Annotated in this window: 23 protein-coding genes; 9 read left to right on the forward strand and 14 right to left on the reverse strand. The window is 70.3% G+C overall.

What is annotated here, in order from left to right; genetic code table 11:
• Positions 1-20: 20 nt before the first annotated feature.
• From ACZ63D_RS34130 to ACZ63D_RS34150, 5 genes are all read right to left on the reverse strand, one after another.
• The gene (locus tag ACZ63D_RS34130; protein ID WP_465358431.1) at positions 21-1,277 is read right to left on the reverse strand and encodes a kynureninase; all 1,257 of its coding nucleotides are present in this window, start codon (positions 1,275-1,277) and stop codon (positions 21-23) included.
• The gene (locus tag ACZ63D_RS34135; RefSeq protein WP_465358432.1) at positions 1,274-2,236 is read right to left on the reverse strand and encodes a tryptophan 2,3-dioxygenase; all 963 of its coding nucleotides are present in this window, start codon (positions 2,234-2,236) and stop codon (positions 1,274-1,276) included. Before ACZ63D_RS34135 ends, ACZ63D_RS34130 begins: the two co-directional genes overlap by 4 nt.
• Positions 2,233-2,880 (reverse strand): DUF6875 domain-containing protein, encoded by a 648-nt coding sequence (locus ACZ63D_RS34140; RefSeq protein ID WP_465358433.1) that lies wholly within the window; start codon positions 2,878-2,880, stop codon positions 2,233-2,235. Before ACZ63D_RS34140 ends, ACZ63D_RS34135 begins: the two co-directional genes overlap by 4 nt.
• Before the next feature lie 71 nt (positions 2,881-2,951).
• Positions 2,952-4,220, reverse strand: coding sequence for a diaminobutyrate--2-oxoglutarate transaminase (gene ectB / locus ACZ63D_RS34145; RefSeq protein WP_465358434.1), 1,269 nt, complete (start codon positions 4,218-4,220; stop codon positions 2,952-2,954).
• Positions 4,221-4,288: 68 nt separating this feature from the next.
• Entirely contained in the window at positions 4,289-5,404 is a 1,116-nt protein-coding gene (locus tag ACZ63D_RS34150) for an inosamine-phosphate amidinotransferase 1 (protein ID WP_465358435.1), read from the reverse strand.
• Positions 5,405-6,255: 851 nt separating this feature from the next.
• Between ACZ63D_RS34150 and ACZ63D_RS34155 the strand changes: the two genes are divergently transcribed.
• Positions 6,256-7,494: a hypothetical protein gene (locus tag ACZ63D_RS34155; protein WP_465358436.1), complete on the forward strand. Its 1,239-nt coding sequence runs from the start codon at positions 6,256-6,258 to the stop codon at positions 7,492-7,494.
• Here ACZ63D_RS34155 and ACZ63D_RS34160 read toward each other — a convergent pair.
• Entirely contained in the window at positions 7,478-7,942 is a 465-nt protein-coding gene (locus tag ACZ63D_RS34160) for a phage tail protein (protein WP_465358437.1), read from the reverse strand. The genes ACZ63D_RS34155 and ACZ63D_RS34160 overlap by 17 nt on opposite strands.
• An 80-nt stretch (positions 7,943-8,022) precedes the next feature.
• On the opposite strand from ACZ63D_RS34160, the gene ACZ63D_RS34165 reads away from it, so the two are divergent.
• The 4 genes from ACZ63D_RS34165 to ACZ63D_RS34180 all read left to right on the forward strand — a co-directional run bounded on the left by ACZ63D_RS34165 (position 8,023) and on the right by ACZ63D_RS34180 (position 11,047).
• Positions 8,023-8,610 carry an alpha/beta fold hydrolase gene (locus ACZ63D_RS34165; protein WP_465358438.1) on the forward strand — a complete coding sequence of 196 codons (588 nt, stop codon included), beginning with the start codon at positions 8,023-8,025 and terminating at the stop codon, positions 8,608-8,610.
• A 61-nt stretch (positions 8,611-8,671) separates the two neighbouring features.
• Positions 8,672-9,766 (forward strand): sensor histidine kinase, encoded by a 1,095-nt coding sequence (locus tag ACZ63D_RS34170; RefSeq protein ID WP_465358439.1) that lies wholly within the window; start codon positions 8,672-8,674, stop codon positions 9,764-9,766.
• Positions 9,760-10,401: a response regulator gene (locus tag ACZ63D_RS34175; RefSeq protein ID WP_465358440.1), complete on the forward strand. Its 642-nt coding sequence runs from the start codon at positions 9,760-9,762 to the stop codon at positions 10,399-10,401. The genes ACZ63D_RS34170 and ACZ63D_RS34175 overlap by 7 nt, the downstream gene beginning before the upstream one ends.
• 73 nt (positions 10,402-10,474) lie before the next feature.
• The gene (locus ACZ63D_RS34180; protein WP_465358441.1) at positions 10,475-11,047 is read left to right on the forward strand and encodes a DUF4190 domain-containing protein; all 573 of its coding nucleotides are present in this window, start codon (positions 10,475-10,477) and stop codon (positions 11,045-11,047) included.
• 4 nt (positions 11,048-11,051) lie between these two features.
• Here ACZ63D_RS34180 and ACZ63D_RS34185 read toward each other — a convergent pair whose 3' ends face one another.
• Positions 11,052-12,530 carry a cobyric acid synthase gene (locus ACZ63D_RS34185; protein WP_465358442.1) on the reverse strand — a complete coding sequence of 493 codons (1,479 nt, stop codon included), beginning with the start codon at positions 12,528-12,530 and terminating at the stop codon, positions 11,052-11,054.
• A gap of 200 nt (positions 12,531-12,730) precedes the next feature.
• On the reverse strand, positions 12,731-13,669 hold the full coding sequence (locus ACZ63D_RS34190; protein WP_465358443.1) for a cobalamin biosynthesis protein: 939 nt from the start codon (positions 13,667-13,669) through the stop codon (positions 12,731-12,733).
• Positions 13,670-13,705: 36 nt separating this feature from the next.
• Here ACZ63D_RS34190 and ACZ63D_RS34195 point away from each other — a divergent pair, with 36 nt between their 5' ends.
• The 3 genes from ACZ63D_RS34195 (at position 13,706) to ACZ63D_RS34205 (ending at position 16,737) form a co-directional block, all read left to right on the forward strand.
• A complete protein-coding gene (locus ACZ63D_RS34195) occupies positions 13,706-14,311 on the forward strand; it encodes a bifunctional adenosylcobinamide kinase/adenosylcobinamide-phosphate guanylyltransferase (RefSeq protein WP_465358444.1) in 606 nt (201 codons plus the stop codon).
• Between the two features lie 10 nt (positions 14,312-14,321).
• The gene (gene cobT, locus ACZ63D_RS34200) at positions 14,322-15,335 is read left to right on the forward strand and encodes a nicotinate-nucleotide--dimethylbenzimidazole phosphoribosyltransferase (protein ID WP_465358445.1); all 1,014 of its coding nucleotides are present in this window, start codon (positions 14,322-14,324) and stop codon (positions 15,333-15,335) included.
• 646 nt (positions 15,336-15,981) lie between these two features.
• Positions 15,982-16,737: an adenosylcobinamide-GDP ribazoletransferase gene (locus tag ACZ63D_RS34205; RefSeq protein ID WP_465358446.1), complete on the forward strand. Its 756-nt coding sequence runs from the start codon at positions 15,982-15,984 to the stop codon at positions 16,735-16,737.
• 1 nt (position 16,738) lies between these two features.
• On the opposite strand, the gene ACZ63D_RS34210 is transcribed toward ACZ63D_RS34205, so the two are convergent.
• Positions 16,739-17,059: a hypothetical protein gene (locus tag ACZ63D_RS34210; protein ID WP_465358447.1), complete on the reverse strand. Its 321-nt coding sequence runs from the start codon at positions 17,057-17,059 to the stop codon at positions 16,739-16,741.
• Entirely contained in the window at positions 17,056-17,472 is a 417-nt protein-coding gene (locus ACZ63D_RS34215; RefSeq protein WP_465358448.1) for a DUF7878 domain-containing protein, read from the reverse strand. Before ACZ63D_RS34215 ends, ACZ63D_RS34210 begins: the two co-directional genes overlap by 4 nt.
• Before the next feature lie 112 nt (positions 17,473-17,584).
• On the opposite strand from ACZ63D_RS34215, the gene ACZ63D_RS34220 reads away from it, so the two are divergent.
• Positions 17,585-18,784 (forward strand): hypothetical protein, encoded by a 1,200-nt coding sequence (locus tag ACZ63D_RS34220; protein WP_465358449.1) that lies wholly within the window; start codon positions 17,585-17,587, stop codon positions 18,782-18,784.
• On the opposite strand, the gene cobC is transcribed toward ACZ63D_RS34220, so the two are convergent.
• From cobC to ACZ63D_RS34240, 4 genes are read right to left on the reverse strand one after another with little or no spacing between them, the layout of a single operon-like run.
• Positions 18,762-19,790, reverse strand: a complete 1,029-nt coding sequence (gene cobC / locus ACZ63D_RS34225) for an Rv2231c family pyridoxal phosphate-dependent protein CobC (protein ID WP_465358450.1) — start codon at positions 19,788-19,790, stop codon at positions 18,762-18,764. The two genes, ACZ63D_RS34220 and cobC, sit on opposite strands and share 23 nt — an antisense overlap.
• Positions 19,783-21,135: a cobyrinate a,c-diamide synthase gene (locus tag ACZ63D_RS34230; protein ID WP_465358451.1), complete on the reverse strand. Its 1,353-nt coding sequence runs from the start codon at positions 21,133-21,135 to the stop codon at positions 19,783-19,785. Before ACZ63D_RS34230 ends, cobC begins: the two co-directional genes overlap by 8 nt.
• Positions 21,129-21,743 carry a cob(I)yrinic acid a,c-diamide adenosyltransferase gene (gene cobO, locus ACZ63D_RS34235; RefSeq protein WP_465358452.1) on the reverse strand — a complete coding sequence of 205 codons (615 nt, stop codon included), beginning with the start codon at positions 21,741-21,743 and terminating at the stop codon, positions 21,129-21,131. Before cobO ends, ACZ63D_RS34230 begins: the two co-directional genes overlap by 7 nt.
• Complete coding sequence (locus ACZ63D_RS34240; protein ID WP_465358453.1) at positions 21,743-23,722, reverse strand: putative cobaltochelatase; 1,980 nt, start codon at positions 23,720-23,722, stop codon at positions 21,743-21,745. The genes cobO and ACZ63D_RS34240 overlap by 1 nt, the downstream gene beginning before the upstream one ends.
• Positions 23,723-23,735: the final 13 nt, after the last annotated feature.

Raw genomic sequence — 23,735 nt, forward strand, 5'->3', positions numbered from 1 at the left:
TTTCGGCGGAGTGTCGGGCATTACCCGCGCTCGCCGAGGAATTCGCCGGTCACCGTGCGGAGGCGGTCCACGGCTTCGACGACGTCGGCGAAGCGGGTGTTGAGCGGGGTGGCGGACAGCCGGAGCAGATCCGGGGGCATGTGGTCGATCGCCAGCCCGGCGCGGGAAGCCAGCGGATGGATCCGGGGCGCGCCAGGATGCCGCAGCGTGAGGTGCACACCCCGCCGCCGGGCGTCCGCTGGGCTCGCGAGGCTGTAGCCGAGCGGGAAAAGGTGTTCGGCCACCAGCTCCTGGAGCAGTTCGGACAGCGCCAATCCCTTGGCGTGCACCGCGTCCATGCCCGCTTCGGCGACGAGGTCGACCCCCGCGGCGAGTGCGGTCAGCGCCAGGACCGGGGGAAATCCGGTCTGGAAGCGGCGGACCGTCGGATCGGGTTCGTAGTCCGGCAGCATCTCGAGCTGCCGGCGATGCCCGAACCAGCCTTGGATCGGCTGCCGGAGCCGGTCCTGCAGCGCGCGGCGGACGTAGAGGAAGGCCGGGGCGCCGGGGCCGCCGTACAGGTGCTTGTAGCCCGAGCCGACGGCCAGGTCCGCCCCGGTGGCCTCCAGTTCGATGGACACGGCGCCGACCGCGTGGCTGAGGTCCCACAGCACCAGCGCACCCGCGTCGTGCACCAGCCGGTTGACTTCGGCCATGTCCAGCAGCGCGCCGGAACGGAAGGAGACCAGCGAAAGCGAGACGAGAGCGACGTTCTCGTCGAGGGCGGCGCGTAGCACGTCCACGTCGAGACCCGTATCGGCGTCAGCGGGCAGGGTGACGACGCGCATCCCGTGGTCGGCCGCTACGCCGTCGAGGACGTAGCGGTCGGTCGGAAAGTTGTCGTCGGAGGTGAGGACCGTGCTGCGTCCCGCTCGGTCCCGCAGCGCCGCCACGGCCAGCTTGTACAACTGGACGCTGGTGCATTCACCCACCACGACTTCGCCGGGGCCAGCGCCCAAGGCGTGCCGCGCGATGCTGTCGCCAACGCGTTCGCCCAGGTCGAGCCATTGAGTGCGGGCTTCGGCGAGATTCGCTCCCCATTCTTCGCCGACCATCCGGGCGAGGCGCTCCGCGGTGGCGGTGGGCAACCGGCCCAGCGAACTGCCGTTGAGGTAAATGGTGCCGGGTTGCGCGGAAACGAAGCGGTCGCGCAAGGGGGCGAGCACGTCCTCGGCGTCCCGGTGGCGGGCTTCCTCCATTGCCGACGCGAGCGTGCCGGCGAGCTGGCTTTCGGTCACAGAAGCCCCCTGGCGGTCCACAGCTCGGGAAAGAACCGGTGCTCGGCGACCCGGCGCAGCCAGCCGGAGCCTTCGGTGCCGCCGGTGCCGGGTTTGAACCCGATGATCCGCTCGACGGTGAGCAGATGGAGCGAGCGCCAGCGGGAGAATCCCTCGGCCACGTCCATCAGCGCCTCGGCGAGCTGGAACAGCGGATCGGTGGCCGCCTTGTCCCGGTAGACCTCTGCCCAGGCCCGTTCCACGGCGCTGTCCGGCTCGTACGGCTGGGAGAAATCCCGGTCCAGCACCGACGGGGGCAACGCCGCCCCGCGACGGGCGAGCAGGCGAAGCGCGGCGTCGTACACACTGGGTTCGTGCAAAGCCCGCTGGACCTGGGCGTTGACGTGCGGCACGTGCCGGTGCGGCCGGGCCAGCGCGGCCACCTTGTTCCCCAGCGCGAACTCGACCATCCGGTACATGTAGGACTGGATTCCGGACGCCGCTCCCAGCACGTCGCGGAAACCGTTGAATTCGTTCGGCGTGAGCGTGGAGAGCACGTTCCAGGTTCCGTTGAGCAGTTCGACGACCCGCCGCAGCCGCCGCAGATTGACCGCGGCCTCGGCGACCGAATCTTCGTCCAGCAGCGCGCGGGTCCGTTCGAGCTCTTCGTAGAGGAGCTTGAACAACAGCTCCTTGACCTGGCCCATCACGTAGAAGGTCAGTTCCGCGGGAGTGCCGGATCGCGGGTGCTGCAGCGAAAGGAGCACGTCGATGCTCTGGTAATCGATGTAGGGCGTGCTGGCGCCGGAGAACTCCGTGATCGGCTCGCCGCCCGATTCCGCCAGCCGGAGGTCGCGTTCGGCGTCGCTGCTGACGCCGAGGTCCGGCGGGATACTGCTTTTCGGGATATCGCTTTTCGGGACAGCGGCGTTCGAAGCACTGCTTTTCGGGACGCTGCCGTTTCGGCCGGAGACGGTCATGCCGGGTCCCCCCAACGCTCCCGGCCTCGGGAGTAGGCGTTCTTGAGCGCGGGATCCGCGACGTCGCCGCGGCGGTAGCGGACGGCGAACCGTTCGGCGTAGGCGGCGAACCATTCCGGGTCCGAGTCGAGGAACAGCACGTCGTGCTGGGCCATCCGGCGGATCGCCAGCATGGGGACCGGGGCCTGGGCGATCCGGAGGGCGGGATTGCGCACCGCCCGTTCGTCGCAGCCGGGATAGAACTGGGCGAACATCAGCCCCCGCCGCACCAGGCCGGGTTTGGCCAGCGCGTGCACGTCGTCGAGGACCGGATAGCGCTCCGGCGGGAGCCCGTCGAGGACCACGACCATGGTGTGCAGCGTCCGGTTGCGGCTCGCCCACCGCCGGGCCTCGAACGTGTCGGCGAGCTTGGTCACCGACTCCACCAGGTCGTCCACGGTCGCGTCCGGTTCCACCGGCCATTTTTCGAGCAGGAACGTCTCGGCTTTCATCGCGGCCTGGACGAACGGGCACACCGCGCCGTCCCGGCCCAGTTGCTCGTGCGGCTTCATCACGAATTCTTCCACCCACTCGCGTGCTGCCGCCAGATCCGCGGCCCCGCTCGTGCGCTGGGCGCTGGTCCCTGCCTGGGACGGCAAAGGCATGGAAACCTCCTCCTGAGCTTCGGCTTTTCGGCGGATGCGTGCGGTGCGGCCGGACTGGCCCGCCAGGTGCCTCACGATTCGTCCCGCACGGACGAAACCGCGTCGGCGAACCGGGAAAGCCCTTCGGCGAGCACCTCGTCCTCGATGGTCAAGGGAGGCATCAGCTTCAGGACTTCGTCCTGCGGCCCGGACCTTTCGAGCAGCAGGCCCGCGTCGAGGCAGCGCTGCTGGATCTCGGCGGCGGTCTCCGCTTTCCGGCACCGCAGCCCTTGCATCAGGCCACGGCCCTTGCGCAGCCGGCCGGTTCGCTGCTGCAGCGAGTCGAGCACGGCCCCGACCGCCCGGGACTTCGTTTCGATCGAGGCGGCGAACTCGCCGTCCGACCAGAATTTGGCGACCGCCACTCGCCCGGTGACGAACGCGTGGTTGTTGCCGCGGAACGTTCCGTTGTGCTCGGCGGGCCGCCACACGTCGTGTTCGGGACGGAGAAGCACCGCGGCCAGCGGAATCCCGAAGCCGGACAGGGATTTCGCCAGTACCACGAGGTCGGGGACGATGCCCGAGGGCTCGAAGCTGAAGAAGCTGCCGGTCCGGCCGCAGCCGGCCTGGACGTCGTCGACGATCAGCAGCGCGCCGTGCCGGGTGGCGAGATCCCGCAGCCGGCGCAGCCATTCGGCGGAGGCGGAGTTCAGTCCGCCCTCGCCCTGCACCGTTTCCACGAGGATCGCGGCGGGCGGGTCGATGCCGCTGGACGGGTCGGACAGCATCTGCTCAAGCCAGGGAAGAGTGTCCACTTCCCGGCCGAAATAGTCCGCGTAGGGCGCGCGGGTGACTCCGGCCAGCGCGAGACCGGCGGCGCCGCGGTGGTGCTGATTCCCGGTCGTGGCAAGCGAGCCGAGGGAAACGCCGTGGAAGCTGTTCGTGAATGCGATGACGTTGGCCCGGCCGGTGATTTTGCGCGCCAGTTTCAGCGCCGCCTCGACCGCGTTCGTTCCCGTCGGCCCGGTGAACTGCATTTTGTAGTCCAGGCCGCGGGGACGGAGGATCTTGTCGGCGAATTCCTGGAGGAACACGCCTTTCGCCTCCGAGTGGAAGTCCAGCGAGTGGGCGATGCCGTCGCCGGAGAGATACTCGACCAGCGCGTCGCGCATGTCCGGATCGTTGTGGCCGTAGTTCAGCGCCCCGCATCCGGAGAAGAAGTCGATGTACCGGGTCCCGGCGGACGTGTGCACGTAGGCATTCGTCGCTTTGGTGAATTCGTCGGGAACCAGCCGACAGTACGACCGCACCTGGGATTCGTGTTTCTCATACAGACTTCGCTGAACATCTGTGTCGCTCAACGCAATACCCCCGTTTTAAGCGGCGCTTCGCTGCGCCGCACCGGCCCGCCCGGAATGAGCGGGCTCGCTCACTCGAAGTAGTTCTCCAGGCTGCCCTCGCGCTTGGTGTCCAGCGTCGCGCAATGGAAACCGCCGCCCATCATCCGCGAATGGCGGAGTTTCAATGGCAGGACGTCGATGCCCTGTTCTTCGATGAGCTTGATCAGCGGAAGCTGGTCGCGGTCCACCACGACGAGGTCCGGGCGCACGCTGAACAGGTTCATGTCGATCCAGCCGCTCCCGATGGAGCGCGCCAGGTAGTCGCTGTCGAACCGGTCGGCTCCGACCATCGGCGGGCTGTAGATGACCTTCCAGTTGTCGAAGATCGAGGGCAGCATTTCGCGGGTCACCCGTTCCGGATTGCACAGCAGCAATCCGGGCCGCAGCGCCACCACCGAGGTGTCGATGTGGCTGCCGTGGTAGTTGATCCGGCAGAGGTGGACCTTGAACTCGTCGCCCAGGATCGTCTGGAGCCATTGCGCGCCCAGTTCATTGCCCGTCGAGCTGATCAGGTACACCAGGTCGCGGCCGAACCGCAGGACGTTGGCGGCGTCGAAGACCGGCTCGTCCTCCCGGGGGATCGGAAGCTCGTGGTCCACCTCGAAAAGAGTGTCCAGCAGCATCGGTTTCGGCGCGCTGTACCATTTCGCGCCCGCCTTGAGGTAGTCGAGCAGGATCTTGCGGTAGCTGTAGGACTCGAGGAAGCGGCCGCGGATGACGTTCGGCGTCTCGATGATCTGGTTTCCCAGCACCAGGAAGATGTCGCGCGGGCAGTAGTTGTAGTAGCCCTTCGTGGACCAGAAGGGGGTGGAGACCTCCGCGTCGTGCGGCCAGGTCTCCGGCCTGCGGACGACGATGCCGAGGTCCTCCAGCGACTTCACCATCGCGGTGAGGTCTTCCTCGGCTTCCTCGAGCACCTGTTCCGGAAACGCGCCGACCGGAATCTTTTCGACCGGGTAACCGGCGAATTCCGCGAGGTGGGTGCTCTTGTCGGGATGGGGAAGCCGCGCCCCGAGGGGATTGCCGACGATCACCTCCGTCAGCGGGTCCCATTCGTTGCAGCTCCATACGCCCGGAAGGGCTTTCTTTTCGGCGCTGGACGGAGAAGAAGTCATGGACACCTCGCTGTGGTCGGTGTTCTTCATCGACGTGGACTCCTAGCGGACATGGTTCTCGTGCTGACGGGTCGAGCGATCAGCCAGGTCGCGGGCGCGCCGCTGGTGGGCATGGCCGCGGCCGCGCCGCCGTGCTTCCGCCCGCTTAGCGAATCCCGTTGCCGGACAACGACATCGAACTTTCCCGCGCGCTCCCCGAGCCCTTTCCGGACAGGGGTCTCCCCGCCGGGGCGCACCGGAAAGCCGCACGACTGCGGGACCGGGAGAGCGAGACCCGCGAGGTCTCGCCCGGCCCCGGCTTGGTCACGGCCGTGCTCGGTTTAACGCGGGCGAAATCGTTCGATGACGCCGTTGTTCACTGATCTCCCCACAGCATCCCCAGTTAATGCGTCGAAGGCCGGCGAGCTGCCCGGAATTGCGGCTCCGCCGGATGGCCGAACTTGAGCTCGAATTGTTACCTTCGGAAGTGATCCTTGCACGGTTCTCCGCACGGGGGCAAGGCCCCGGCATTGCTCCGGTCGAGCGATCTTGAACGGCGAGAACGCAATGCGGAGATGGTCGCGCATAAAACTGCGGATTCCGCAGCCCGCAACGGATTTCGTTCCCAGTGGCGTCGCGCCGACCGGAAGAGCGGGGCGAACCGGAAGAGCGGACCGAATCGCCCAGGGCGCTGTCCGGAGTTTTGTCCCTGCCCCGTGGGCGCCGGATCGCAACGACTCGAGGACTGCCGCCGAGGGGCTGGTTCGGAACGCCGACGCGCCCTGCCGGATCGATGCCGGATCGGGTAATGCGCGCTTGCACAGATTCCCGCCGGGTCCGGCGCTGGGCTGCTTGCCGAAAGCGGCCGACAACCGTGCCGATCCGTGCTAAACAGTGCGGCGATGGGAAAACTGACCCGCCGGGCCCGGGCCACGGCCGACTATCTCTTCTTCGTCGGAGCCGGGGAATGGCCGGTCGCCGTGTCCGCGCTCGGGGTTGTGCTTGGAGCGGTCACGATCCTGCCGAGCGCGTTCGGCGTCGCGCTGTCGGTCGTCGCGCTGCTGCTGGGCCTGCTCACCCTCACCCGCGACATCCGCTTGCTGCGGAAACGCTGGGCCGGTTACGAGTTCACCGCGATCGCCGCGCCGTTCCCGACCGCGGACACCCCGCCGCCGCCGGCCTACCCCGGCGCGCGGTACCTGGCGATTCCCGCCCGGGGCACGGCGCTGGTCAGCGACGCCATCGACGCGGCGCTCGCCGAAGCCACCTTCGGCATCGCCATCGCCGAAGACCCGTACCGGCTGCCCGCGAAGCTGAAAGCCACCGCGCCGCACGTACTGCCGTTGCGGGCGCGCGGCCGGTTGCTGTTCAACGGCCCGATCGTCGGCATGCGCGGCGAACCGCTGCCGGTCGCCGGTGCGCGACCGGCTCCGATCGTCCTGCACCGCGCGCGGTTCTTCGACGCGGTCTGCAGCAACGAACTCGCGTCGCTGCGCATCACGAACACCGCCGACGGCCGCGAGTACGACCTACGCGCCGAGGAGCTGACCGACTCGTCCGGTGCCCTGCGCACGCTCGCCGCGAGCACGCTCGCCGATCTCGTCGGCGTGTCCACGATCGCCTTCACGTCCGACGGCCTGCTGGTCGCTGTCCGCCAGTCCGCCCGGAACTCGGCCAGCGGACTGCTGCTCGCGCCGTCTGGCAGCGGCAGCCTGGAACCGCAGGATCTCCGTACCCCGCAAGGAGGAACGCGCCGGAACCTGCACACCGCGGTGTGCGCCGGAATGGAACGGGAACTGTGCGAGGAAGCCGCCGTCCAGCCCGGGGAAATCTCGTCGACGCGGCTGACCGGCTTCGCCCGCTGGCTCGAACGCGGCGCGAAACCGGAATTCTTCGGCGTGACCCAGCTGTCGGTCGACAGCATGGAACTCGCCCGCCGCCGCACGAAGGGCGCGGAACGGCTCTACAGCGCCGGAGTCACCGTCCTGGAGATCGATCTGGCCGCCTTGGGCGAAGAACTGAACGAGGGTGTACCGCTGATCGAAGCGAACGCCCTGCCGGCACGGCTGCGCGACGACGGTTCGCTGCCGTTGCTGCTGTGCCTGCGCAGCGCCGCGCTGCGGGTCAGTACTCGTTCTTGATGACGAAGTAAGACCCGCGGATCGTCCCGGCCAGCTTCGACTTCTGGCGCGCGAACTTGAACTTGTCGGCGAGTTCCTCCGGGACGTCCATGCCGTCGGAAAGCTTGAACCCCACGGCCCGCTTGCCGGACTCTTCGAGGGTGTACATGACGTTGACCGACAGCCCGCTCTCGTAGAAGACGTAAGCCATCCGGATGCCGTCGACCTCGAACTCGGTCGCTTCCAGCGGCCGCGAGGAAATGACGAGATCGCGTTCTTCCTTGAGGATCCGGTGCACCCAGTCGACGATCTCCGGGACGTCGGCCGCGGGTTCGACGGTGAAGACGTGGTCGTACTTGTTCTTGAAGTAGCGCGCCTCGTTCGCGCGCAGCCCGGCGAGCGCGTCCGCGACCGGGGACGACTCCAGGCCGACTGTCGACACGGTGGTGAAATCGACGGCGTAGGACATGATCCGCACTCCCCGGCTGGGTCTGGTCGCGACTTCCGGCAGAATACCCCGGGCAGGCCCTTCGGCAACTGGAGCGCGCGATGGCGAGCACCCTTCTGCTGGTCCACGGCGGACTCTGGGACGACATGGACGCCGAGCGGTTCTGGACGCGCCCGGGCGTCACCGGGGGCCTCGGCCGGGACGGCCGGACCGTGCTGGCGCCCGACCGGCTCCGCAGGCCGCCGGACTGGTCCGCCGAAGCCGCGCACCTCGCCGCGTTCCTGCCGGACCGGCCCGTCGTGGTCGTCGCCGGTTCGAACGGGTGCTCCGCGGCCGTCCGGCTCGCGCTGGCCTTCCCGCGGCGTATCGACCGGCTCCTGCTGGCCTGGCCCGCCACCGCCGGGGACGCCGCCGTGGACGCCCGCACCGGCCCAGTCCCGCGCGCTCTGCTGCGCGGCGAGACCCTGCGCGGCGTCACCGACGCCGAACTGGCCACGCTAGCCATGCCGGTCGGCGTGCTCCCCTCGGTCCCGGACAATCCGTTCCACCAGCGCCGCACCGCCGATGCCCTCCAGCGGATCGTGCCCGGGTGCACGGAACTGCCCGGCTGCCCGGAGCCGCCTCGTCCCGGCTTCGAGTCCCATGTGGACGGTCTGCTCGGCTCGATCGCCGGGTTCGCCGACCGCTGACCCGGCGTTTCCCCCGCGCACAGCCGGTGGGGGAATTTTGTGCAGGGCTTACGGTGGCGGGGTGCGCAACCACCTGATCGACTTGGCGGCGGCGCTGGCCGTGCTCGGCCTGACGCTGGCCGGAGAACCGCCGGACGCGAACCGTCCGTGGTTCTGGCCGATCGCGGTCGCGGTGATGTTCCTGGCGGTGCTGCTGCGCCGCCGGTTCCCGTTGAGCACGATGCTGGTGTCGGTAGGAGTCGCGCTGGCGACGCCGCCGCTCTGGGGCACCTCCGTCACCCTCTACACCGTCGCGTCGCTGCGCGGGCTGCGCTGGCCCACCGCGGTCGCCGTGCTGGCGGAAACCGGGCTGATGGTGTCGTTCGTCCGGCCGGCGAACCTGCCGGATTGGAAGACGTTCGGGCTCGCGCTCGTGCTGCAGGTCGTGGTCCCGGCGCTGGCCGGACTGTGGATGCACCAGCGCGCGGCCCTGCTCGCCGCCCTGCGCGACCGCGCGGAACAGGCCGAACGCGAGCGTGACCTGCTCGGCGAGCGGGCCGTGACGGCCGAGCGGCGGCGGATCGCGCGCGAGATGCACGACGTCGTCGCGCACCGGGTCAGCATCGTCGCGTTGCAGGCGGGTGCGCTTTCCGTACGGGCCAAGGACGACGAGACCGCGCAGCTCGCCGAGGTGATCCGCGAATCGAGTTCCGCCGCGCTCAACGAGCTGCGCGACATACTGCGGGTGCTCCGCGACGACGGCCCGGAACCGCGTTCGCTGCCGGACCCGACGCTCGGCGGGGTCCGCCAGCTCGCCGACGACCTCGCCGCCGCCGGGGCGCGGGTGCGCGCCAGCCTGCCGGATCCGATGCCGGACGTGCCCGATCCGATCGGGCGCGCGGCGTACCGGATCGTGCAGGAGGCTCTGACCAACGCCGCGAAGCACGCGCCCGGAACGACCATCGACGTGCGGCTGTCCGCTTCCGACGACGACCTGGTGGTCGAGGTGGCCAACCCGCTCGCAGATCCGTCCGGGCTGCCCGGCGCGGGCTACGGCGTGCTCGGCATGCGCGAGCGCGTCACGCTGACCGGCGGAACGCTCCGCGCCGGTCCGGACGGAGCGGGCAGCTACCGGGTGCGGGCCGAGTTCCCGTTGCGAGCGGAGGAATCGTGCTGAAAATCCTGCTGATCGACGACGAAGTGCTCGTGCGCAGCGGCATCCGGATGATCCTGGAGTCCGATCCGGGGATCGAGGTGGTCGCGGAAGCCGGGGACGGCCGTGGAGTGCTCGCGCTGGTCCGCGAGCACCGGCCCGATCTCGTGCTGACCGACGTGCAGATGCCCGAGGTCGACGGCCTGGAGGTGACCCGCCTGGTGACCGCCGAACCGGACGCGCCCGCGGTGGTCGTGCTGACGACGTTCGACCTGGACGAGTACGTGCACGAAGCGCTTCGCCACGGTGCCACGGGTTTCCTGCTGAAGGACACGCCGCCGCGCGAACTGGTCAAGGCGATGCACGTGGTGGGCAGCGGCGAGGCGATGCTGTCGCCGTCGATCACGCGGCGGCTGCTGACGCATTTCGCCGCCGCCGCGACCCCGACGTCCGCCCGCGCCCGGCTCGAACCGCTGACTCCCCGCGAACGCGAGGTCGCGGTAGCCGTTGGACAGGGTTCGAGCAACGCCGAGATCGGCCGCGGGCTCGGGCTCAGCGAGGCGACCGTGAAGGTCCATCTGGGACGGATCATGGCCAAGACCGAAGCCGCGAACCGCACCCAGGTCGCGATCCTGGTGCACGACGCCGGGCTGGCCTGAATCGTTATCCCGCAACGGGTTGCCAGGCCCTATCCTCGACCCCGGGTCGGGGGGCCATTTCCGAGGGGACCCCATGCTGCCGCCGAAACCGACCGGGCCGAGCTACGAAGACGCACCACCGCCGCCGGTGCAACCGCGCGGCGCCGACGGCTTCGCGATCGCGTCGCTGGTCCTTGCCGTTCCGGCGTTCAGCCTGCCGCTCAGCATCGCGTTCGGGATCATCGCGCTCCGCCGGATCCGGGTGTCCGGCAGCCCGGGCCGCGGGCTCGCGATCGCCGGGCTGTCGATCAGCGGCGCGTGGCTGGCAGTGCTCCTGGTCGCGCTCGCGGTGGCCGGTCCGTCAGCCAGTTCGGACCCGCTCTTCCACGCCAGCCCAGGCGACTGCTTCCGCTCGGGTGCCAAGGCCAGTTCCGTGTCCTGCGAGGACGCGCACGACATCGAGGTCTTCCACGTGCTGCCCGGCGGTGCCGCCGATACGCTCCACAGCGCGTGTTCGGCCGAAGCCAAGCAGTACTTCGCCAGCAGCGTCCCGCCGGACTACGTTCACCTGGGAGCGCGGCAACCGTCCACATCAGACTCGCCGGAGCAGCACGCGGTGTGCACGCTCGAGACCGATTTCCCCACCACCGGCCGGGTCGTGCACTGAGCGGTCAGGGCGCTCCCGGCGGCACGAACGGCAGCCCGCCCGGAGCGCCCGCCTCCGCCAGCGCCATCAGCATTCCGGTGTCCACTTCGGACTGGATCACGTCCGCCAGCCGGTCCAGCATGTCCTCGCGCAGGTCCGCGAACCCCGGCGCGCCCTCGGCGGCCCGCCATTCGACGCCCGCCTGCGCCGCCGCCTCGGCGAGCCACGCCCGGCGGAACCCGTCGTTCTCCAGCGCACCGTGCCACGTCGTGCCCCAGACCGATCCGACGCGATAACCGTCCAAAAACGACTCAGCGTCCGCCGGGGCGGCACTGCCGTGGTGGATCTCGTACGCCGCCACCCGATGCCCGCGCCATTCGCCGACCGGACGGCCGAGCACTTTCTCTTCGGCGAACGTGACGCGAGTCGGCAGCAGCCCCAGCCCCTCGACGAACCCGGCCCCGGATTCGACGTCGTCCTCAATGGACTCGGCGAGCATCTGGTACCCGCCGCAAATCCCCAGCACTGGCCGTGCCGCCGCGGCCCGCGCGGTCACCGCGTCCGCCAAACCCCTGGTGCGCAACCAGTTCAGATCGTCCACAGTGGCCCGAGAGCCCGGCAGCACGACGAGATCCGCCGCGCTGACGGTGTCCGGATCGGCGGTCAGGCTCACCGTCACGCCCGGCTCCGCCGCGAGCGCGTCCACGTCGGTCGCGTTGGACGCCCGCGGGAACCGGACCACCGCCACCCGCAACCCGCGCTGGGCGGCTTCGTGCCGCCAGCCCGCCGCGGCGAGGGCGTCCTCGGAGTCGATCCACACCCGGTCCAGCCACGGCAGCACGCCGAGCACCGGCCTTCCAGTGACCTTCTCCAGGCTGTTCAGCCCAGGCCGCAGCAACCCGACGTCCCCGCGGAACTTGTTGACCAGCCACCCCGCCACCAGTGCCTGATCCTCGGCCGACAGCAAGGCGAGCGTGCCGAACATCGCCGCCAGCACCCCGCCGCGGTCGATGTCGCCGACGACCAGCACCGGCAGGGAGAACCGCCGGGCCAGGCCCAGGTTCACGTAGTCGCCGGAGCGGAGGTTGATCTCCGCCGGACTGCCCGCTCCCTCGCAGACGACGAGGTCAAACCGTTGCCGCAGCTGCGCAAACGCCCCGAAGGCGATCTCGGCGAGCCCGGCCCGGCCGGTCGCGTACTCCCCGGCTTCGAGGGTGCCGTACGGCTTGCCGAGCGCGATCACGTGACTGCGCCGGTCGCTGCCCGGCTTGAGCAGCACGGGATTCATCGCGGCTTCCGGCTCCACCCGCGCGGCCCGCGCCTGCAACCACTGCGCGCGGCCGATCTCCGCGCCGTCCGCGCAGACCATCGAGTTGTTGGACATGTTCTGCGCCTTGAACGGGGCGACCCGCACGCCGCGCCGCGCGAACCAACGGCAGATCCCGGCGGTGACCAGGCTTTTTCCCGCGTCCGACGTGGTACCGGCGATCAGCAGCCCGCTCATCGCGCCACCGTTTCCCCCGACTCGCTCACCACTGCTTGCTCACCACGCCACAATCCTCCAGCCCAACGCGTCTCGCTCGGCTCCGACGGACGACCATCGCGGCAGAACCCCGCTCGCGGTGTCCCGATCCGCACGCGCTCGCCCCGCCGTCTTCTCCCACAGCCCCGCTTCCCCACGGCGGCCGACATCTCGCAACCCGCTCACCGAACCGCCGCGATCCCCGCCGCGACCACCAGCGCCGCCGCTCCGGCCAGCCGCGACAACCGCACCGCCCGCCGCAGATCCCCTGGCTCCGGCGGACGTCCGTCGCCCAGCGTGCTTCGGCGCTCGACCTCGCCGTGGTAGGTATTCGTGCCGCCGAGCCGGATGCCCAGCGCCCCGGCGAACGCGGCCTCGACCTGTCCCGCGTTCGGGCTCGGATGCGCGCTGCCGTCGCGTCGCCAAGCCCGCCAAGCCGCCCGCGCGTGCCCGCCAGCGAGCGGCGCGGCCGCCGCGGTCAGCACCGCGCCGACGCGCGCGGGCACCAGGTTGGCCCAGTCGTCGGTACGCGCGGCGAACCAGCCGAAGTTGCGGTGCCGCGGCGAGCGGTAGCCGACCATCGCGTCGAGCGTGTTCACCGCGCGGTACCCGAGCAGCCCCGGCACGCCCGCGACCGCGCCCCACAGCAGCGGCGCGACGACCGCGTCGGAAGTGTTCTCGGCGATCGATTCGGTGGCCGCGCGGGTCAGTTCGGCCGCGTCGAGGCCGGTCGCGTCGCGCGCGCAGAGGTGGCTGAGCCGCTTCCGGGCGGCGGGCAATTCACCCGATTCGAGTAATCGCGCCATTTCTCGGCCCTCCGCGGCGAGCCCGCGGCCGCCGAGGACGGCCCACGTCGCCCCCGCCGTCAGGACAAACCGGACACCCAGCCGGTCCCCGGAAGCTTTTTCGGCGAGCCAGCCGAAGGCGGCGGCCGACCCCGCGCAGACCGCCGCGTAGACCGCCCCGCGCGGCTTGGAATCGGCCCACCACCAGCGTTCCAGCTGGCCAGCGGCGGTGCCGAAGGCCGCGACCGGATGTCCCCGGCGGGGGTCGCCGAACCAGGCGTCGGCGGCGTATCCGGCGATCAGCCCGGCCGCGGTGACGGCTTGTCGGAGTGGCACGTGGCGAACCGTAGCGCGCGGGAGAGAATGCCGGGTATGACCAAGCTGACGCACCGGCTCGCCGGGTCTCTCGAAACCCTGGCGCAGGCCCTCCGCCGGTACGGACGCGACGACGGCAAGGTGCTCGTTCTCGGCGGGGTCCGCTCGGGCAAGTCGAGGCACGCGGAGCGGCTCGTCGCGCACCACTCCCACCTCACCTACGTCGCTCCCGGGCTGCCCCCGTCCGCGGAGGACCCGGAATGGGCCGCCCGCGTCGAGGCGCACCGCGCCCGCCGCCCGCGCCACTGGACCACGGTCGAGACCACCGACCTGGCGACCGTGCTGCGCACCGCGACGAGCCCGCTGCTGATCGACTGCCTCGGCACCTGGCTGTCGCGGGTGCTCGACGAGGTCGGCGCGTGGTCGGGCAAAACGGGCTGGGAGCGCAGGCTGGACGACCGGCTCGAGGATTTCCTCGCCGCGTGGAGCCAGGCGCGGGTGCCGATCGTCGCGGTCAGCAACGAGGTCGGCAGCGGTGTGGTGCCCGCAACGGTGTCCGGACGGCTGTTCCGTGATGTGCTAGGCGCACTCAACAACCGGGTGTCCGCCGACAGCGACCGGGTGTCGCTCATCGTCGCCGGGCGGGCGCTCGACCTTCCGTAAGGAGCCAGCCGTGCCGCGTTTCGCCATCCCCGTCCCGGACGCCGCCGCCCGCGCCGCCGCCTTGGAGCGCTTGGACGGCCTGGTCAAACCGGTCGGCTCGCTCGGCAGGCTGGAAGAACTCGCGGCCTGGCTGAGCGCCGCGCACGGCGTGGTCCCGCCGCGCCCGCTGGACGACGTCCGCGTGGTCGTCTTCGCCGGCGACCACGGGGTGTCGGCCCAGTCGGCGTATCCCCGCGAGGTCACCGCGGCGATGGTGCGCGTGTTCCTGGCCGGGCGCAGCGGGGTGACCGTGCTCGCGGCTCAGGTCGGGGCTCGGGTGCGGGTCGCCGACATCGCCGTGGACTGGGACGCCGAGGACGTTCCCGAGGACGTCACCGCGCACAAGATCCGCCGCGGTTCGGGTGCCATCGACGTCGAGGACGCCTTGGCCCCCGGCGAGGCTCTTGCCGCTTTTGAGGCGGGACGCGCCATCGCTGCCTCGGAGTCCGCTGCGGACATTCTCATCCCCGGCGACATGGGCATCGGCAACACCACGGTTTGCGCCGCGGTCGTGGCTTCGGCGTTGGGCCTGCCCGCGGCCGAGGTGGTCGGCACCGGCACCGGTGTTTCCGGGGAAGCGTTGGAACGCAAGACCTCTGTCGTCGCCGCGGCGCTGGCGCGACGCCCAGTTTCCGACCCGTTCGACCGACTCACCGCCCTCGGCAGCGCCTGCCTCGCCGCGACGGCCGGGTTCCTGGTGGAAGCGGCAGTCCGCGGGATTCCGGTGGTGCTGGACGGAATCTTCTCCGCCACCGCGGCCTTGGTGGCCCGCGACATCGCGCCCGGGGCGGAGCAGTGGTGGCTGGCCGGGCACCGGTCGACCGAGCCCGCGCAAGCGTTTGCGTTGAAGGCGCTGGGGTTGACGCCGATCCTCGACCTGGGCCTGCGGCTCGGCGAGGGCAGCGGCGCGGTGCAGGCGGTGCCGACCCTGCGGGCGGCGCGCGCGGTGATCGCGGAGATGGGCCTGCTGGCGGACCTCGGGTGACCGGGGTGCGGGGAAGGCGGGGGTTGCTGCCGGGCGGGGGTTTGTCCGAGGGCCGGTTCGGGGGTTTGGCGAGGGTTGAGCGCGCGATGCGATGCGGGACTCGGTTCGGGGGCCGGTCGGCGGCTCCGGGCGGAGGTCGGTTCGGGGCTCGGCTCGCACCACGGCTTGAAGGCCCGTACGGAGCCGAATCCACGCGGGCCGGTGCCGGGCACGGAGGCCGGTCGGCGGCTCAGCCCGCACCACGACCCAAAGCCCCGTACGGAGCCGAACCCACGCGCACCGGAGCCCGGCCCGCAGACCAGTCGGCGACTCAGCCCGCACCACGACCCAAAGCCCCGTACGGAGCCGAACCCACGCGCACCGGAGCCCGGCCCGCAGACCAGTCGACGGCTCAGCCCGCACCACGGTCCGCAGCTCCCTCCGAAGCCCAGCCCGCACCACGACCCGAGGCCTCGCACGAAACCCACCCCACGCGCGCCGAAGCCCAGCCCGCACCACGGTCCAAAGTTCAGCTCCGAGTTCGAGCCGACATCCGATCCCGCGCCCGGTCGGCCACTCAGCGCGAGATCCGTTCCGCCACGGTGAATCACCCCACTGTGGCGTCCGCTGCGTCCCCCGCACCCACCGCGACAGTGGGACTCCAGCCGTGACCCCGCTCAGCGACGGCATCCGTCTCGCCGTAGGCACCCTGACCACCGTCCCGGTCCCCGCACCGCGCAAGATCGATCGGCGCGTGGCGCGCGTGGCGATGGTGCTCGGCCCGCTAGCCGCGCTTCCGCTCGCCGCGGTGGCGGGGCTCATCGTGGCGGGCGGGGTCGCGCTCGGGCTTCCGGCGCTGGCCGTCGCCGCGCTGGGGCTGGGCGCGGTGGCGCTGGGCAGCCGCGGGCTGCACCTCGACGGGCTCGCCGACACCGCCGACGGGCTCGGTGCCTCCTACGACCGCGCGAAAGCCCTTGACGTCATGCGCCGCGGCGACTCGGGGCCAACCGGCGTCGCGACGCTGCTTTTCGTGCTGCTCGTCCAGACCGGCGCGCTGACCGGCGCGATCGCGCACGGGCACGGGATCGCCGCGGCGGTCCTGTCTGTCCTGTGTGGACGGTGCGTGCTCTCGTTGTGCTGCGCGCGCGGGGTTCCCTCGGCCCGTCCCGAAGGGCTCGGCGCGACGGTCGCCGGATCGGTCCCGGTCCTGGTCGCCGCGGCGGTCTTCGCGCTCGCGGCGGGAGTCGCCGCGCTGACGCCCGGTTTGCCTTGGTGGCGCGGGGTTCTCGCAGTGGCACTCGGTTACGCGGCAGCGGCGGTTCTGCTGGCCCGATGCGTCCAGCGCCTCGGCGGAGTGACCGGCGACGTCCTCGGCGGGTGCGTCGAGACGGCGGTGGCCGCGGCGTTGCTGGCGACAGCCTGAATCACGAGAGCGAAATCGACGCGGGGTCCGGCAGGGAGTCCGGGGGTTCGTCGGTGTACCAGGCGTATTCCAAACCGGACAGTACGCCCCGGGTGACCCAGACGAGGATCTCGCCGACGTCCGCCACCGCGGCGCCCCGGGGAAACACTCCGCTCAGCTCGCCGTCCGGGATCGCACCGGGCACAGTCAGGTCGACGCTCACCGAACCCGGAGCCCAGGCCCGAACAACCTCCGCCCGGTCCACCTGCGCGAGCAGCACCGGATGTCCGGCGAGGATGTGCCGCAGCACCGCACGCTCGTCCGGATTCAGCGGCCGCGTCATCCGACGAACTCGGCGATCCACGAACCTTCCGTACGCACGGCATCCGCACGCACCTTCCGCGCGAAGGCGTCGATCGCCGCGTCGATCTCCGCGACGGGGCGCACGACGCCGCGGACCACCTGGGCCGCGTCGTCGATCAGCTGCCAGCCGCCGGGCGCGCGGCAGATCCGCAGCGACCATCGTTCTTTCATCGAAAGCGACAAGAACTCGAAGTCCGGCCGATCCGCCTCCGGCCGGGACTTCCACTCCCGCAGCGCCGCGGAGAGCTCCGCCACCGGAAACGACTCCCAGGCGCAGAGGACGATTCCGTCGTCCACGACCGCGAGATCGGCTTCCACGTTGACGAAGACGTCGCCCTCGCTCCGGCCACGCAGATCCGAGGTGTCGAATCGCGAGTAAGAGAACACCACCATTCGTTCCCCTCAGAACGACCAAACCCCCGGAACACCATCGTACCGGCAAAGCCCGCGCGGTCGAGCCGTCCCAGGCTGCGGCGAGCGCCGGATCCGTGTTACCAAGGACCTCATGCCGCCCAGTTCGCCCGCCTCCGCGCGCCTCACCCGGCGTCGGCTGTTGCAGTTGTCCGCTGGTCTTCCGATTCTCGCGACGGCTGCCTGCAGCGCGACGCCCGAAAGCCCGACTCCGGACACAGCGGCACCCCAACCGGACGGAGCACTCGGCGCGAACTTCAACGCCGATCCGGACACCATGGGCTGGGACGAGCTTCAACGATCCGGTGCGAAGTGGGTGCGCGGATTCACCGCGATGCCCGATCTGGACAAGCACGACGCCACCGAAAACCCGACGATCAAGACACTGCTGGAAGCGGCCAATCGTCACTACGGCACTGTGCTGTCGCTCAAGTTTCCGTACTTTCCCGAGTCCCATAAAGAGATTCCGCGCCCCGGGACTCCGGCGATGCAGGCCGATCTCGCGCGAGTCGACAAGGTGCTCCCCGCGGTCCTGGACAAGGTCGACATCCTGGTGATCGGCAACGAGCCGTTCATCGAATGCCCACGAGCCGACTGGAACAACGGCGCGCTCAACGAATTCTACGAGACTATCGCCGCCCACGTGCTCAAGCAGCACCGGGGAAAGACCGTCCTGTATATGGGCGCGCTCAACAATCTCGACGATCCGAAGTGGACCGGCGCGGGCACGGAACGCTGGATGAACTACGTTCGCGACACGCCGGAGATCGCGGGCACCGACCTTCATCCGCACGTCGGAGCGCCGGGCGACGTGCAGCCGTTTCTCGACTATGTGCTGCCCAAGCTCGGCGGCAAGAAATTCCTCGTCACCGAGTTTTCACTGGTTCAGCTGTGGAAGAAACACCTCGCCGACCCGATCTCGGCCGAGTACGCGGCCAAGTACCGCGTTCCCCGGGACACCAAAGTCTGGCAGGTCATTCGCAACGCGCTGCACGAGCCGTTCCTCCGACCTCGCTGGGACGATTTCCTCCGCACCAGCCCGTGGTTCGAGAACAACAAGACCTTCTTGACCGACCAGATGACGAAGTTCCGCGCGACCGGCAAGCTCGCCGTCGCCACCTACGGCATCGACCAGGGCATTTCCGCACTCAAGGGAGCGGACTTCGGGCCCGAAACCCCGCCTTGGCTGCTCAACAGCGTGTTCGCGCGAGCGACGGTCCACAAGAACCCGGACGGCACGGCAGCGCCGAACTACGCCTGGCTGGACGAATTCATCGCGCTCCAGAAACGCTGACCAGTGCGGCGAGGAAAGCGTCCGTCGTCGCGCGGTCGCGGACGGCGATTCGCAGGTGCTCCGGCCCCAGTCCGGGAAAAGTGTCGCCGCGGCGGACGGCATAACCCGCTTCCCGCAAGCGCAGCCGGACCTGGTTTCCGTCGGGGACCCGGATCAAGACGAACGGGCCACGCGGCACGCCGAGCACGGGAATGCCCAAGGCGGCGAGGCCGGATTCGAGATAGTCGCGATCGGCTTCCGCTGCGACGGCTAGTTTTTCGGCCTCTTCCAACGCTTCCGGACGGCAGCAGGCGACCGTCGCGACAGCGGCCAAAGTGGACACTGACCAGGGTGGCTGAACCGTGCGCAGCCGGGCGAGCAGCGAGGGTTCGCCGAGGACGTATCCGGCTCGCAAGCCCGCCAGGCCCCACGTCTTGGTGAGGCTGCGCAATACCACCACACCCGGAATACGTTCCCCAGCAAGGCTTTCGACTTCTCCGGGGACGGCGTCGAGGAAAGCCTCGTCCACGACGAGCACCCGGCCAGGGCGTACCAGAGCTCGGAGCGAATCGGCCGGGTGCAGGACCGACGTCGGGTTGGTCGGGTTGCCGACGAAGACCAAGTCGGCGGAAGAAGGAACCAACGCCGGGTCCAGCCGGTATCCGTCCACTTCGGACAGGATCACTCGGTCGACAGTATGTCCGGCGGCGCGCAGAGCGGCTTCCGGTTCGGTGAATTGCGGATGGATCACCACCGCGTGCTGAGCCGGAATTGCCGAAGCCAGCAGCGTGAACGCTTCCGCGGCGCCAGCGGTTACCAGGACATCGTCGAACTCCCGGCCGTGCCGTGCGGCAACGGCTTCCGCGGCCTGAGTCGGATCCGGGTAGGCGGCGAGATTGTCCAGGGCGGCAGCGAGTTCCGCGCGAAGCCACGCTGGCGGAGCCGGGAGCCGAACGTTCACAGCAAGATCGACGAGACCCTCGCCGACTTCGCGATCGCCGTGGTGGTGGAGGTCGTACTCAGCCATGGACCGCAGCCAGGGAATAGGCGCGTACCCGCGAGGCGAACCGGTCCGCCAGCTCGGGATGTCCGGCCCAATGAACGTGCAGGTACGACGCGTGCAGGGAAGCCGAAGCGAAGCCGTCCAGGCCGCGGTCCCAGCCCCACGCGGCGGTTTCCCCGTGTGCGGGAGCGATTTCGGTGCGGTGGAATTCGTGCCCGGTGACGCGCTGCCCGGCCGCGGCGAGCACATTGTCCGCGACTGAGACCGCCCGGCGGTAGCCGAGCTTTCCGCGCGCAGTCATGGTCGCGTCCGCGGCGACGGCGCCGACCATCGGCAATCCGTCCAGCGACCGGCACAAGTACAGCAAGCCCGCGCATTCCGCGCTCACCGGCATTCCCGCGTCGATCGCCGCGCCGACGGCCGTCCGGAGTTCCTCATTGGACGACAGCTCGGCGGCGTGCACTTCCGGGAATCCGCCACCGAAGTAGAGCCCAGCACAACCAGGTGGCAAGTCTTTGTCCCGCAAGGGGTCGATGTCCACGACGTCGATCCCGCGAGCCGCCAGCAGGTCGATGTTCTCGGCGTAGCGGAAAGTGAACGCCGGACCGCCAGCAGCGGCGAGTGTCGCACGTGGACTGTCCCACTCCGGTCCGGCGTTCCACAAAGGACCGGTCAGCGCGGGAGCACTCCGAGCCACCCGCACGACGGCTTCGAGGTCCACGCCAGCAGCGACCCACTCGGCCAGTTCCGGCAGCAACCGCTGCGACTCCGCGGCCCGTTCGGCGGCCGGAACGAGCCCGAGGTGCCGACTGGGCGCGTGCACGTTTTCGTTGCGCCGCAACGCACCCAGCAAGGGAACGCCCGTCGCTTCCAGAGCGGTGACGATCTCGTCCTCGTGCCGTTGCGAGCCCAGTTTGTTCAGGATCACCCCGGCGAGCCGGACACGCGTGTCGTACTGCGCGAACCCCAGCACGGTCGCCGCGACGCTGCGCGAGGCCGCCGAGGCGTCGACCACCAGCACGACCGGCGCGTTGAGCAGCCGCGCGACATGGGCGGTCGACGCATAACCCTCGGTGCCCAACGCGCCGTCGAACAGGCCCATCACGCCCTCGATGACGGCGAGGTCCGCGCCCGCGGAACCGTGGCGCAGCAATGGAACCAGCGTGTCCTCACCCTGCAGGAACGGGTCCAGGTTCCGCGCGGGACGGCCGGTGGCGAGCGAATGGTAGCTGGGGTCGATGAAGTCCGGGCCGACCTTGTGCCCGGACACGGTGTGCCCGGCGGCGCGCAACGCGGCCATCAGCCCGGCCGCGATGGTGGTTTTGCCGTGCCCGGAACCGGGCGCGGCGATGACGACCCGTGCTACCACTCGATCCCCCGCTGGCCCTTCTGCCCGGCGTCCATCGGGTGCTTCACCTTCGTCATTTCGGCGACCAGATCGGCGGCCTCGATCAGCTCCGGCGGCGCGTACCGGCCGGTGATCACGACGTGCTGGTGTCCAGGCCTCGAGGCCAAAGCGGACACTACGTCGTCCACCTCCAGCCAGCCCCATTTGAGCAGGTAGCTGAATTCGTCCAGGACGTAGAAGTCATGCGTCTCGGCGGCGAGTCTGCGTTTGATTTCCGCCCAGCCCTCGCGGGCGTTGGCGGCATGGTCCTCTTCGGACCCTTGTTTGCGCGACCAGCTCCAGCCCTCGCCCATTTTGTGCCACTCGACCGGACCGCCCTGCCCGGTGTCGTCGTGCAGCTTCCCGAGCGCCTTGAACGCGGCTTCCTCGCCGACCCGCCATTTCGCCGACTTCACGAACTGGAACACGCCGATCGACCAGCCCTGGTTCCACGCGCGCAACGCCATTCCGAACGCCGCGGTGGATTTCCCTTTCATTTCACCGGTGTGCACGGCGAGCAGCGGACGGTTGCGCCGCTGCCGCGTGGTGAGCCCGTCCTTCGGCACGACAGCCGGTTTTCCCTGCGGCATCAGGCAGCCCTCCCCGTCCGTTCCCGCACTGCCGAAGCCAGCGATTCAGCGGCCACATCGGACAGTGGCACGTGCTCGGCTCCCAAGTGCCCAGCCAATTCCGCGGCCAAGCCCAGCCGCATCCGGCCGGTCTCGCAGTCCATCACAATCGTTGTCACGTCGGTGAGCAAGCCCGCGGCGGCCTTAGCTCGAGCCACCGCGTCAGCGCCGCTCGTGGCGCGGCCGTCGGTGACGAGCACCAGCAGCGGCCGACGCCTCGGGTCCCGGATCGCCTCGACCCGCAGCACCCGCGCGGCCTCCAGCAATCCCTCGGCGAGCGGCGTGCGGCCACCGGTCGGCAAGCCGTCCAGCCGGGCCGCGGCGGCTTCGACGCTGATCGTCGGCGGGAGCGCGAGTTCGGCGTCCGTGCCGCGGAACGTGACCAGACCGACTTTGTCCCGCCGCTGATATGCGTCCAGCAGCAGGGAAAGCACCGCGGTCTTCACTTCCCGCATCCGCGCCCGCGCGCCCATCGAACCCGACGCGTCCACACAGAACAGCACAAGATTGCCTTCGCGGCCTTCGCGCAGCGCGAACCGCAGGTCCGCCGGCCGCACTTCAAGACCCGCTCCGGACCTGCCCCGCGCCCGCTGATGCGGTGCGGCCGCGCGGATCGTGGCGACCAGATGCGGACGTCCGTCCCGCACGCTGGGCGGCTGCACCCCGATCGTCCGGCCGGTGTCGGTGATGGCGCGCGACCGTCGGCCACGCTCGCCCTCGCCGGTGCCCTTCACCCGGAAAACCCGGGCGCGAAACGTATCCCCGGCACCGACCGTCTTCTGCGGCGAGGACCCATTGCCCGACGGGGCCGGAGTTTCGCCGCTGTTCGCGGGCGGAGCGCCATCGGAAGGGCCGCCGTCCGGAACCGGGCCACCGTCGTCCGGACCGGGGCCGCCCTCGCCAGGACCGTCGTCGTCCGGGCCCTCGGGCGGTTGCGCGTCCTCCAGTGCTTGTTCCAGCTGCTCCTCGGAAATCCCCGGCGCGTCAAACGGATTCCGCCGCCGCCGGTGCGGCAGCGCGAGCCGTGCGGCGACCCGGATGTCCTCGGTGGTGACCTCGGCGCGCCCGGCCCACGCCGCGTGCGCGACCGCCGTCCGCGCCGTCACGATGTCCGCGCGCATGCCGTCGACCTCGAACGACGCGCATACCTCGGCGATCTGCCGCAGCGCCTCGTCCGGCAGTTTCACCGACGGCAAAAGTCGTTGCGCCGCCTCGATTTCCGCCGCCAGCGCCGCGTCCGCCGAGGCATAGCCCTCCGCGAAACCGTCCGGATCCGCTTCATAGGCCAGCCGCCGCCGGACGACCTCGACGCGCTGCTCCGGATCCCGGCTCGACGCGACCTCGACCGTCAGCCCGAACCGGTCGAGCAGCTGCGGCCGCAGCTCGCCTTCCTCCGGGTTCATCGTCCCGATCAGCACGAACCTCGCCGCATGCGACACCGAAACGCCCTCGCGCTCGACCGTCGCCCGGCCCATCGCCGCCGCGTCGAGCAGCGTGTCCACCAGATGGTCGTGCAGCAGGTTGACCTCGTCGACGTACAGCAGCCCGCGGTGCGCGGCGGCGAGCAGGCCGGGCTGGTAGTCGGTGACGCCTTCGGCCAGCGCCTTCTCCAGGTTCAGCGAGCCGACGACCCGGTCCTCGGCCGCGCCGACCGGCAGTTCCACCAGCCGCGCCGGCCGCCGGTGCGCGGGAGCGCCCGCCGCGTGCGGGCCGTCCGGGCACGCCGGGTCCGGGGCCGCCGGGTCGCAGGAGAACCGGCACCCGTCCACCACGTCGACGCCCGGCAGCAGCCCGGCGAGCGCGCGCACCATGGTCGACTTCGCGGTGCCCTTCTCGCCCCGCACCAGCACCCCGCCGACCGCGGGCGAGATCGAGGACAGGACGAGCGCCAGACGCAGGTCCGGCATCCCGACGACAGCGGTGAACGGATAGGGCTTCAAGAGCACTCCCTCG

It is taken from the genome of Amycolatopsis sp. NPDC104775 (assembly GCF_055583325.1).